The organism is Streptomyces sp. CRN 30 (assembly GCF_034105845.1).
Window position 1 is genome coordinate 1 of sequence record NZ_JAVRHI010000067.1, and the last position, 11,139, is coordinate 11,139.

Consider the following 11,139-nt stretch of genomic DNA (forward strand, 5'->3'; position numbering starts at 1 on the left):
CGGGGCGTGCGGCGCGGGCGAGCACCACCTCGCCGTCCTGCTCGACGACGCCCTCGGCGAGCGGGGAGCGCTCGGCGGCGGGCTTGCCGCCGCCCAGCATGGCGCGCAGCCGTGGCCGCACGGCGCGCGACCGCAGCACCCGCCCCACCTCGCGCCAGGTCACGTCACCGGCGTACGAGATGACGCGTGCCGACTCGTACACCTGGCGCAGCAGGGTGTCGGCGTCGAGCAGGCCGAGTTCGGCGGCGACCTGGTCCTGTTCCTGGAGGGCGAGCCGGTCGGTGGCGCGTCCGGTGGCGAGGTGCAGGGCGTCGCGTACGTCGAGGAGACGGCGGCGGGCGTCGGCGAGTCCCTCGCGGGGGGCGTCGGCGAGCCAGGAGGCGGCGACGGCGCGCAGGGCCGTGGCGTCCCGCAGGCCGCCGCGGGCCTCCTTGAGGTCGGGCTCCAGCAGGTACTGCAACTCGCCCTGCCGTTCGGCGCGTTCGGCGCACAGCTCCTTCAGCTGGGGCAGGCGTCTGGGTGCCTGGTTGCGCCAGTCGGCGAGGACGGTCGTGCGCAGGGCGGTGGTGAGGCCGAGATCGCCCGCGAGATGCCGGGCGTCCAGCAGGCCGAGCTGCACCTTGAGGTCCTCGGCCGCCGCCCGGCGGGTCTCCGCGGGGGTGCGCACGGAGTGGTCGAGGGCGAGACCCAGGTCCCACACCGGGTACCAGATGCGGTCGGCGAGGGCGGCGACCGCGGCCGGGTCGCCGCCGTCGTGCAGGAGGAGCAGGTCGAGGTCGCTGCGCGGGGAGAGTTCACCGCGCCCGTAGCCGCCGACGGCGACCAGGGAGATCCCACGGGGTGCCGGGGCGCCGGCGTCGAAGAGGCCGGCCAGCCAGTCGTCCGTGAGCCCGGCCAGGGCGGAACGGCGCGGCGGCCCGGACCGCGCCCCCTCGGAGAGGAGGTGCAGCCGGGCCGCCGCGTAACCGCCGGGTCCCGGGTCTTCTGCTTCTGTCGTCACGTCCGTACGCGTCACCCGGCGACTCCTGTCGTCTCTCAGAGCGCGTCCGGGCCGCGCTCGCCGGTCCGGACCCGTACGGCCGTCTCGACCGGGACCGCCCAGACCTTGCCGTCGCCGATCTTGCCGGTGCGGGCCGCCTTGACGACGACGTCGATCAGCTGCTCGGCGTCGTCGTCCTCGACCAGCACCTCGATGCGGATCTTGGGGACGAGGTCGACCGTGTACTCGGCGCCGCGGTAGACCTCGGTGTGGCCGCGCTGGCGGCCGTAGCCGCTGGCCTCGGTGACGGTCAGGCCGTGCACCCCGAAGGCCTGCAGGGCTTCCTTGATCTCGTCGAGCCGGTGCGGCTTCACGACGGCGGTGATGAGCTTCATGCGTCCACCTTCTTGGACTCGGCCTTGGTCTCGCCCTTGCCTGCGGCGTCCGCGACCGGGGCCGGGACGGTGGTGCTGCGGACCGTGCCGCCGCCCGCTCCGCTGAAGTCGTACGCGGTCTCGGCGTGCTCGACCTGGTCGATGCCCGCGACCTCGTCGTCCTCGCTGACCCGCATGCCCAGCGTCTTGTCGATCAGGAGGGCGAGCACCGCGGAGGCGACCAGGGAGTAGGCGAGGACACCGAAGACACCGGCGCACTGCTTCCAGAACTGGTCCAGGCCGCCGCCGTAGAAGAGGCCGGCCACGTCGGACTGGCCGCCGCCGGTGGCGAAGAAGCCGACGAGCAGGGAGCCGAGGATACCGCCGACGAGGTGGACGCCGACGACGTCGAGGGAGTCGTCGTAGTTGAACCGGTACTTCAGGCCGACGGCCATGGCGCACAGCACACCGGCGATGGCGCCGACGGCGATCGCGCCGAGCGGGGAGACCGAACCGCCGGCCGGGGTGATGGCGACGAGGCCGGCGACGGCGCCGGAGGCGGCACCGAGGGTGGTGAAGGCGCCGTGGCGGATCTTCTCGTAGATGAGCCAGGCGAGGACGGCGGCACCGGTGGCGACCTGGGTGTTGATGAACATCAGCGCGCCCACGCCGTCGTCGTTGCCGAGCCAGGAGCCGGCGTTGAAGCCGAACCAGCCGAACCACAGCAGGGCGGCGCCGAGCATGACCAGCGGGAGGCTGTGCGGGCGCATCGGGTCCTTCTTGAAGCCGACGCGCTTGCCGATGACGAGGATCACGCCGAGCGCCGCGGCACCCGCGTTGATGTGGACGGCCGTACCGCCGGCGAAGTCGATCACACCGAGCTCGAAGGCCCAGCCGCCGGAGCCCCAGACCCAGTGGGCGACGGGGAAGTACACGATCGTGGCCCACAGCGCGACGAACAGCGCCCAGGCGGTGAACTTCACGCGGTCCGCGAGCGCGCCGCTGATCAGGGCGGGGGTGAGGACCGCGAACATCAGCTGGAAGACGGCGAAGACGTAGACGGGGATGGTGTAGCCGTCCCAGAGTTCCGTGATGCCGATCCCGCTGAGCCCGAGGTAGTCCGAGTTCCAGCCGATGAGGCCGCCGGAGTCGGTGCCGAAGGCGAGGGAGAAGCCGTACAGCACCCACAGGACGGTGACGATGCCGAGGCTGATGAAGCTCATCATCAGCATGTTCAGGGTGCTCTTGACGCGGACCATGCCTCCGTAGAAGAAGGCCAGGCCCGGGGTCATGAGCATCACCAGGGCGGAACAGATGAGCATGAACCCCGTGTTCGCGGCAGACAGTGTCGGCGCGTCTGCGGCCAGGGTGATGGCTGCTGCCATCGGCGTCTCCTCGTCATTGGTACGGCCCCGTGCGGGCGAAGCCTCGAGCGGATCGATGGGTGGGCCGGTTATTGGCCACGACATTGGCGCAGCGCCGTTTCGGTGGACGCCCCTCGATGTTTCGCCGCAGTGACGAAGGTGCCCTGTCTGTTACGCGTCGATGAACCGCCGGATACCGGCCGCGTCGATCGTTGGCGTGACGCGATCGCGGCCGGGGAGAGCGGCGGGAACCGGCCGCGGCAGCCGTCCGATGACCTGGCGATGGGGGAGCCGAGTCGGGTTGCCGGGACGGCCGGCCGCGGCCGGAGTCAGGGGGCCGGAAGCGGGTTCAGACCGCTTCGGCGGTCTCGGGCAGGTGGTGGGCGAGCTGGTCGGTGAGGTCCACGACCTCGGCCAGGTCGCCGAAATCGCGTACGGCCGTGTCGACGGTCTTCCGGATGCGGGTGTTGACCCGCTCGGAGCGTACTTTTCTCGCCACCTCCATGGCCCGGCCGGCGAGCGCGGCGCTCTGCCCGGGCTCGCGCTGCAGCAGGTGCACGGTGGCCATGCCGATGAGGTTCAGCGCGTAGGACCGCTGGTGCTCGCTGTCCTCGGCGAACAGCTGGACGGCCCGGTCCATCAGGGGCTCGGCCAGGGAGGCGTACGTGGGGCTGCGGCCCGCCACATAGGCGAGGTCGCGGTAGGAGTGGGAGTTCTCCCCGTACAGCTCGGCCTCGGAGAAGAAGCGGATCCAGTCGGGCTCCGGCTCGCCTGGGTCCGCGACGTCCGCGAAGGTGTCCTCGGCCATCCGGACGGCCCGCTTGCACTTGCCGGGCTGTCCCATGTTGGCGTAGGCGCGGGCCTCCATCGCATACAGCATGGACTGGGTGCGCGGGCTCGCGCAGTCGCGGCTGCCGTACTGCGCGAGATGGATGAGTTCCAGTGCGTCGTCGGGCCGGCCGAGGTGGATCATCTGCCGGCTCATGCTGGAGAGGACGTACGAGCCGAGGGGCCGGTCACCGGCCTCCTTGGCCGCGTGGAGGGCGAGCACGAAGTACTTCTGGGCGGTGGGCTGGAGCCCGATGTCGTAGCTCATCCAGCCCGCCAGCTCGGCGAGCTCCGCGGCGACCTTGAACAGCCGCCGGGTGGTGGCCTGGGGCTGGGGCTCCTGGAGCAGGTCCGTCACCTCGTGCAGCTGGCCCACGACCGCCTTGCGGCGCAGACCGCCGCCGCACTGGGCGTCCCACTGGCGGAACATCACGGTGGTCGACTCCAGGAGGTCCAGCTCGGGCTTGGACAGCCGGCCGGGGCGGCGTGAGGAGGGCCCGGACTCGGCGCTCTCGCGCGGGACCGGCGGTGAGGGCACGAGCCAGCGCTGCATCGGCTCGATCAGGGACGGTCCCGCCGAGAGCGCCAGCGAGCTGCCGAGGAAGCCGCGCCGTGCCAGCATCAGGTCACTGCGCGAGAACTCGCCGATCAGCGCGACGGTCTGCGGGCCCGTCCAGGGGAGGTCGACGCCGGAGGTGGACGGTGACTGGTGGGCGGCGCGCAGCCCCAGGTCCTCGACGGCGACGACGCAGCCGAACCGCTCGGAGAACAGCTCGGAGAGGATGCGCGGGATCGGCTCGCGGGGATTCTCGCCGTCGAGCCAGCGGCGCACGCGGGAGGTGTCCGTGGAGATGTGGTTGGCCCCCAGCTGGCGGGCCCGGCGGTTGACCTGGCGGGCGAGCTCGCCCTTGGACCAGCCGCTGCGCACGAACCACGAGCCGAGCAGCTCGTTGGGACGCTTGTCGGTGTTCTCGGTGTTCTCGGTGTTCTCGGTGTTCTTGCCGTCCCTGCCGCCCTTGACGTCCGTGCCGTTCCTGCCGTCCCCGCCGTTCTTGACGTCTTCAGCGTCCGCCCCGCCTGCGCCGTTGCCGACCACTGGAACGCCCCCATCCCTGGAACCACTTGTGCGCCGTGTGCGCCAAGGCCTACCAGACTGCCGGTGCGCGACCTCCCGCGTCCGACGGTCTCCGCCCGTCGAACGGGAACCCGGCTTGCCTCCGGCATACCCGTGAGTGCATGCGTCCCCAGGACTCGTGCACACACAGTAATCCTACGATCACCGCTCCACCCATGGCGATGGGGGAATCGCCACCATTCGCCACCCCTTCGAATGAACTCACGGTTGCCTGCGCACGCTTCACTTGACACGTGACCACCGGCAAGCGGATGGAGCGGTGCACCCAGCAGCGCACACCGCCCGTCGCACCACCCGAAGCGCTACCGAGCGCCAGGCGAGCAAGCGGTTCGCACGGGGAAGAGAACACAGCGTCACGGTCCACTCGCGCCGCGTGACCACCGGCGCGTCGGACCCGTTGGAGGGGGTATGGGCTTCACGATCGTCGGCATCCGGGAGATGCGCTCCGGCTCTCGCCGGCGCGGCCGCGCGTCGGAGTGCACCGCCGCGGCCGAGTTCACCGGGCTCTGGGGGTGGGAGGTGGTGCCCGGCGCACGAGCGGCAGCGGGGGTGTGCTCGTGCGGCCGGGCGGACTGCGGCGCGCCCGGGGCCCATCCCCTGCTCTTCGCCACCCGGGTGCCCGCCGGTGCCACGCTCGACGAGGTGACGGCGGTCTGGCAGGGGATTCCGGGGGCCTCGATCATGCTGCCGGTGGGCCGCGCGTTCGACGTGATCGAGGTGGCGGAGGCAGCCGGGCGCCGGGCGCTGGTCCGCCTGGAGCGCATGGGGCTTCCACTGGGCCCGGTGATCGCCACACCGGACGGCCGGGCGCAGTTCCTCGTCGCTCCGGGCGCCGCGGCCGAGCTGCCCCAGTCGCTCTACCGCATGGGCTGGGACGACCCGTCCGCCCTGGACCTGCGCGGCCTGGGTCCGGGCGCGTACGTCACGGCCCCGCCTTCGGACCGCGGCGGTCTCGGTGCCGCGCGCTGGCTCCGCGCCCCCGCCCTGGACTCGGCGACGAACCCCCCGGCGGCCCGTCTGCTGCTGGGCACCCTGGCGTACGTGGCGCACAGGTCACGCCTGTGACCAGGCAGGTCGCGTGGGTGACCAGGTCGCGCGTGTGACAGCGGGCAGGCACCCGTGCGGGAAGAGTGGGGCCACGACGGCGGCGCGCGCACCCTCGTCCGTGCCCGCGTCCATGTCCGTGGCCGCACACAGTGAAGCGCCCGTCCCCGGCTGGTCCGGAGGCGGGCGCTTCCGTGCGCGTACCGGTGCTCAGTCCCCGATAAGCGCATCCACGAACGCCTCCGGCTCGAACGGCGCCAGGTCGTCGGCGCCCTCCCCCAGACCCACCAGCTTGACCGGCACGCCCAGCTCGCGCTGTACGGCGACCACGATGCCGCCCTTGGCGGTGCCGTCGAGCTTGGTCAGCACGATGCCGCTGATGGCGACCACCTCGGCGAAGACGCGGGCCTGGATGAGGCCGTTCTGGCCGGTGGTGGCGTCGAGCACGAGCAGCACCTCGTCCAGCGGCGCGTGCTTCTCCACGACCCGCTTGACCTTGCCGAGCTCGTCCATCAGGCCGGTCTTGGTGTGCAGCCGGCCGGCCGTGTCGATGAGGACGACGTCGGCCCCGGTCTCCTTGCCCTCCTTGACCGCGTCGAAGGCCACGGAGGCGGGGTCGCCGGCCTCCGGGCCGCGCACGGTGTGGGCGCCCACCCGTTCGCCCCAGGTCTGCAGCTGGTCGGCGGCGGCGGCACGGAAGGTGTCGGCGGCACCGAGGACGACGGTGCGGCCGTCGGCCACGAGGACGCGGGCGAGCTTGCCGGTGGTGGTGGTCTTGCCGGTGCCGTTGACGCCGACGACCATCACGATGCCCGGCCCGCCGCTCTCCGGCTCGGTGCGCACGGCACGGTCCAGGTCGGGGCCGACGAGGGTGAGCAGCTCCTCGCGCAGCAGCCCGCGCAGCTCCTCGGGGGTGCGGGTGCCGAGCACCTTCACCCGCTCGCGCAGCCGCTCGACCAGTTCCTGGGTGGGCTGCACGCCGACGTCGGCGGTGAGGAGGGTGTCCTCGATCTCCTCCCAGGTGTCGTCGTCGAGGTGCTCGCGGGAGAGCAGCGTGAGGAGTCCCTGACCGAGCGCGTTCTGCGACCGGGAGAGCCGGGCGCGCAGCCGTACCAGACGGCCGGCGGTCGGCTCGGGGATCTCGATGACGGGGGCGGGCGGCTCCTCGACGGCGACGGGTGCCGTCGCCGTCGCGTCCGGGAGGCCGACCTCCTCGATGGTTCTGCGCGCTTCGTCGCGCGGCGTCTCGGCCTCTTCGCCGACGTGCGGCTCGGCCGGAGGGGCGGTGATGTCGGGCGCGGCGGGCGGCGGCGGAGGCAGCTGCTTCTTTCTGCGGCTGCCGACGACCAGTCCGCCGAGCGCGCCGAGCACGACCACGGCGATGACTACAGCAAGGATGACGATTTCCATAACAGCCCCAGTATGGCGCGGGCGCCCGCTCGGCCGTTCGTTGTACGCGCGGGCTCAAGGCCCACCGGCCCGGGGCGGCGGGGTACGTGCGGGGCGGGGCGGCCCCGTCGGCTCGGCCGCGGGCGCGGACACGTCCTGGAAAGGCCGCCGCCCCGGCCCGGAGGTACCGGGACGGGGCGGCGGACGGGGCGAGGAGAGGGGCAGCGGGGACTTGGCCCGTCTCCCCGGGTCCGGGGTGGGCCGGTCAGCCCATCTCCTCCAGCGCCTTGCCCTTCGTCTCCTTCACGAACTTGAGCACGAAGGGGATGGAGAGCGCGGCGAAGGCCGTGTAGATGATGTAGGTGACGGAGAGGTTCCAGTCGGCCAGCGACGGGAAGCTCGCGGTGATGGCCCAGTTGGCGATCCACTGCGCGGAGGCGGCAACGCCCAGGGCGGCGGCGCGGAGCCTGTTCGGGAACATCTCGCCGAGCATGACCCAGACCACCACACCCCACGAGAGGGCGAAGAAGAGGACGAACACGTGGGCGGCGACCAGGGCGACCCAGCCCTGGGTGGCGGGCAGCTTGCCGTCGACCAGGTCGTAGCTGAACGCCCAGGCCTCCAGCGCGAGGCCGATCACCATGCCGACCGAGCCGATGATCGCCAGCGGCTTGCGGCCGACGCGGTCCACGAAGATCATCGCGATCACGGTGCCGACGATGTTGATGATCGACGTCGTGAACGAGTAGAGGAAGGAGTCGGTCGGGTCGACGCCCACCGACTGCCACAGCGTCGACGAGTAGTAGAAGGCGACGTTGATGCCGACGAACTGCTGGAAGACCGACAGGCCGATGCCGATCCAGACGATCGGCTTGAAGAAGAAGGTGCCGCCGAGCAGGTCCTTGAAGGAGGACTTGTGCTCCCTCTTCATGTGGCTCTCGATCTCGGCGATCCGGGCGTCCAGGTCGACGTCCTTGCTCTCGATCTCGCTGAGCACCTCACGGGCGCGGCCGGTCCTGCCGACGGAGATCAGGAAGCGCGGCGACTCGGGGATCGCGAAGGACAGCAGCCCGTACAGGACGGCCGGGATCACCATGACGCCGAGCATGACCTGCCAGGCCTCGACGCCCAGCAGCTTGCCGCGCTGGTCGCCGCCGGCGGCGTTCAGGATGCCCCAGTTGACCAGCTGGGAGACGGCGATGCCGATGACGATCGCGGCCTGCTGGAAGGAGCCGAGCCGGCCACGGTACGCGGCGGGCGCCACCTCGGCGATGTAGGCCGGGCCGATCACGGAGGCCATGCCGATGGCGAAGCCGCCGACGACGCGCCAGAACGCGAGGTCCCACAGGGCGAAGGGCAGCGCCGAGCCGATGGCGCTGATGGTGAACAGCACGGCGGCGATCTGCATGCAGCGGATGCGGCCGATGCGGTCGGCGATACGGCCGGCGGTGGCGGCGCCGATGGCGGAGCCGATCAGCGCGATGGCCACCACCTGGGCCAGCGCCGCGGAGCCGACGTCGTAGCGGTGCCGGATGGCTTCGACGGCACCGTTGATCACGGAGCTGTCGTAACCGAAGAGGAAGCCGCCCATCGCGGCCGCCGCCGCGATGAAGATGACGTGGGAGAGATGGTCGGGGTGAGCGCCCCGGGCTCCTGACTGGGGGGCCTGCGCTGTGCTGGACACGTGAACTCCTCGGGCCACCGGCAACGCTGCCGGAAGAGGTGCGCCATTCGAGGTGGCGACACCTGAAGGTAAAAGCAACGTTGCAGAGACTATGCCTTCAAGTTTCGAAATCAAACACCAGCTGATGTGACGATGCAGACCGTTTCCCTGGCGTTTGTGTTCAACTCTTGAAGAGAGTGCGCTTTCGTGGCTCTCTCGCCAGCCCCGTGTGCCCCTCAGATCCCCGGGCAACCATGCGGAGGCGTCAGCGCAGCCGCTGGCTGATGACCTTCGACACCCCGTCGCCCTGCATGGACACGCCGTACAGCGCGTCGGCGACCTCCATCGTGCGCTTCTGGTGCGTGATGACGATCAGCTGCGAGGCCTCCTGCAGCTCCTGCATGATCCTGATCAGCCGCTGCAGATTGGTGTCGTCGAGCGCCGCCTCGACCTCGTCCATCACGTAGAACGGGCTGGGCCGTGCCTTGAAGATCGACACGAGCAGCGCGACGGCGGTCAGCGACCGTTCCCCGCCGGACAGCAGCGACAGCCGCTTGACCTTCTTGCCCGGAGGACGCGCCTCCACGTCGACGCCCGTGGTCAGCATGTGGTCGGGATCGGTCAGCACGAGCCGCCCCTCGCCGCCCGGGAACAGCCGCCCGAACACGCCCTCGAACTCCCGCGCGGTGTCCCGGTACGCCTCGGTGAAGACCTGCTCGACGCGCTCGTCGACCTCCTTCACCACCTGCAGCAGATCGGTACGTGTCTTCTTCAGGTCCTCCAGCTGCTCACTGAGGAACTGGTGGCGCTCCTCCAGCGCCGCGAACTCCTCCAGCGCCAGCGGATTGACCTTGCCGAGCTGCTGGTACGCCCGCTCCGCCGCCTTGAGCCGCTTCTCCTGCTCGGCGCGGAGATACGGCTTCGGCCGGTTGCGCGGATGCTCCGGGTCCTCGGGCAGCTCCTCGCCCTCGGCGGGCGGCGAGGGCGGTACGGGCCGGTCGGGGCCGTACTCGGCGACCAGTCCGGCCGGCTCGACGCCGAGCTCCTCCAGCGCCCTGGTCTCCAGCTGCTCGATCCGCAGCCGCTTCTCGGCGCCGAGCACCTCGCCCCGGTGGACGGAGTCGGTGAGCTTGTCGAGCTGGGCCTTGAGGTCACGGCCCGCGTTCCGGGCCTGGGCGAGCTCCTGCTCCCGGCGTTCCTTGGCGGCCTCGGCCGCGGTGCGCTCCTCGCCCGCCCGGGTGAGGGAGACCTCGACGTGCGCGAGCAGCTGCCGGGCGCCGGACGCCACGGCCCGCGCGACGGCCGCCTCGTGCGCGAGGCGCGCCCTGCGCTGTTCGGCGCGCGCCCGCGCCTCGCGTTCGGCGCGCGCGGCGCGGTCCAGGGAGTCGGCGCGTCCCGCGAGCCCCTTGACGCGCTCCTCGTGCGTCCGTACCTGGAGCCGCGCCTCCATCTCCGTCTGCCGCGCGTTGGCGCCGTCGGCGGCCAGCCGGTCCCGTACCGAGGTGTCGGGCTCCTCCTCGGCCGGCGTCTCCTCGGCGACCGCGAGCCGTTCGGCCAGCTCCTCGGCCTCCTCGACGGCCCGCTCCAGCGCCTCCTGCGCCCGGGCGGCCGCGGCCGTGCCGCGCTCGGCCTCCCCGGCGGCGCCACGGGCCTGCCCGGCGAGCCGCCCGAGCCGCTGCGCCACCACAGACTTCTCCCGCTCGGCCGCCCGCCGCCGCTCCCCCAGCTCCTCCACGAGCGCGGCGCGTTCCGCCCGCAGCTCACCTGCACCGACTTGCGCCCCGGCCAGTTCCTCGCACCGTACGGCGAGCTCCGCCAGCTCGGCCGCCGCCTCGTCCACGGAGGCCTGCACCTCCAGCAGGCTGGGGGCCCCGGCGGACCCGCCGTGCGCGAAGTGCGTGCCGAGGACGTCGCCCTCTGCGGTGACGGCGGTCAGGTCGGGCCGTACGCGGACGAGGTCCTCGGCGTCCTCCAGGGTGCCGACGACGACGGTGCCCCGCAGCAGCCGGCGTACGGCGGGCATCAGTTCCGACGGCCCCCGCACCAGGTCGGCGGCGTAGGGCGCACCGGCCACGGGCGCGGACGCGGGTACGTCGTCGGGGGCCCCGGAGAGCAGCAGCGCGGCCCGTCCGGCGTCCTGCTTGCGCAGCAGACGGATCGCGTCGGCGGCGGACGCCGGCGTCGTCACCGCCACGGCGTCGGCGGCCGCGCCGAGGGCCGCCGCGAGCGGCACCTCGTGACCGGGGGTGACCGTCAGCAGTTCGGCGGCGGGGCCCAGCAGTCCGCGGAGACCGTCGCGGGCGCCGAGCAGTGCGCCGGTGCCGTCCTTGCGGCGCAGCCCCAGGGCGAGCGCCTCGTGGCGG

8 protein-coding genes are annotated in these 11,139 nt (G+C 72.2%); 1 reads left to right on the forward strand and 7 read right to left on the reverse strand.

All coding sequences use genetic code 11. The annotated features are described in order from the left end of the window. The 4 genes from UW392_RS06595 to UW392_RS06610 all read right to left on the reverse strand — a co-directional run. A partial coding sequence (locus UW392_RS06595; protein ID WP_320773924.1) for a nucleotidyltransferase domain-containing protein occupies window positions 1-1,015 on the reverse strand: 1,015 nt, incomplete at its 3' end. A 20-nt stretch (window positions 1,016-1,035) separates the two neighbouring features. Continuing rightward, window positions 1,036-1,374, reverse strand: coding sequence for a P-II family nitrogen regulator (locus UW392_RS06600; RefSeq protein WP_030577740.1), 339 nt, complete (start codon window positions 1,372-1,374; stop codon window positions 1,036-1,038). Next, window positions 1,371-2,738 carry an ammonium transporter gene (locus tag UW392_RS06605; protein ID WP_320773925.1) on the reverse strand — a complete coding sequence of 456 codons (1,368 nt, stop codon included), beginning with the start codon at window positions 2,736-2,738 and terminating at the stop codon, window positions 1,371-1,373. Before UW392_RS06605 ends, UW392_RS06600 begins: the two co-directional genes overlap by 4 nt. 328 nt (window positions 2,739-3,066) lie before the next feature. Then, window positions 3,067-4,491, reverse strand: a complete 1,425-nt coding sequence (locus UW392_RS06610; protein WP_320773930.1) for a hypothetical protein — start codon at window positions 4,489-4,491, stop codon at window positions 3,067-3,069. A 597-nt stretch (window positions 4,492-5,088) separates the two neighbouring features. On the opposite strand from UW392_RS06610, the gene UW392_RS06615 reads away from it, so the two are divergent. Continuing rightward, window positions 5,089-5,745 (forward strand): bifunctional DNA primase/polymerase, encoded by a 657-nt coding sequence (locus tag UW392_RS06615; RefSeq protein ID WP_320773926.1) that lies wholly within the window; start codon window positions 5,089-5,091, stop codon window positions 5,743-5,745. Between the two features lie 189 nt (window positions 5,746-5,934). On the opposite strand, the gene ftsY is transcribed toward UW392_RS06615, so the two are convergent. The 3 genes from ftsY to UW392_RS06630 form a co-directional block, all read right to left on the reverse strand. Further along, window positions 5,935-7,134: a signal recognition particle-docking protein FtsY gene (gene ftsY / locus UW392_RS06620; protein WP_320773927.1), complete on the reverse strand. Its 1,200-nt coding sequence runs from the start codon at window positions 7,132-7,134 to the stop codon at window positions 5,935-5,937. Window positions 7,135-7,378: 244 nt separating this feature from the next. Next, window positions 7,379-8,797 carry a sugar porter family MFS transporter gene (locus tag UW392_RS06625; protein ID WP_320773928.1) on the reverse strand — a complete coding sequence of 473 codons (1,419 nt, stop codon included), beginning with the start codon at window positions 8,795-8,797 and terminating at the stop codon, window positions 7,379-7,381. A gap of 244 nt (window positions 8,798-9,041) precedes the next feature. Next, on the reverse strand, window positions 9,042-11,139 hold a 2,098-nt coding region (locus UW392_RS06630; RefSeq protein WP_320773929.1), incomplete at its 5' end, for an AAA family ATPase.

Coding starts and splice junctions, on each gene's coding strand:
- UW392_RS06600 (WP_030577740.1), bottom strand. CDS start 1,374: ATGAAGCTCATCACCGCCGTCGTGAAGCCGCACCGGCTCGACGAGATC.
- ftsY (WP_320773927.1), bottom strand. CDS start 7,134: ATGGAAATCGTCATCCTTGCTGTAGTCATCGCCGTGGTCGTGCTCGGC.
- UW392_RS06615 (WP_320773926.1), top strand. CDS start 5,089: ATGGGCTTCACGATCGTCGGCATCCGGGAGATGCGCTCCGGCTCTCGC.
- UW392_RS06605 (WP_320773925.1), bottom strand. CDS start 2,738: ATGGCAGCAGCCATCACCCTGGCCGCAGACGCGCCGACACTGTCTGCC.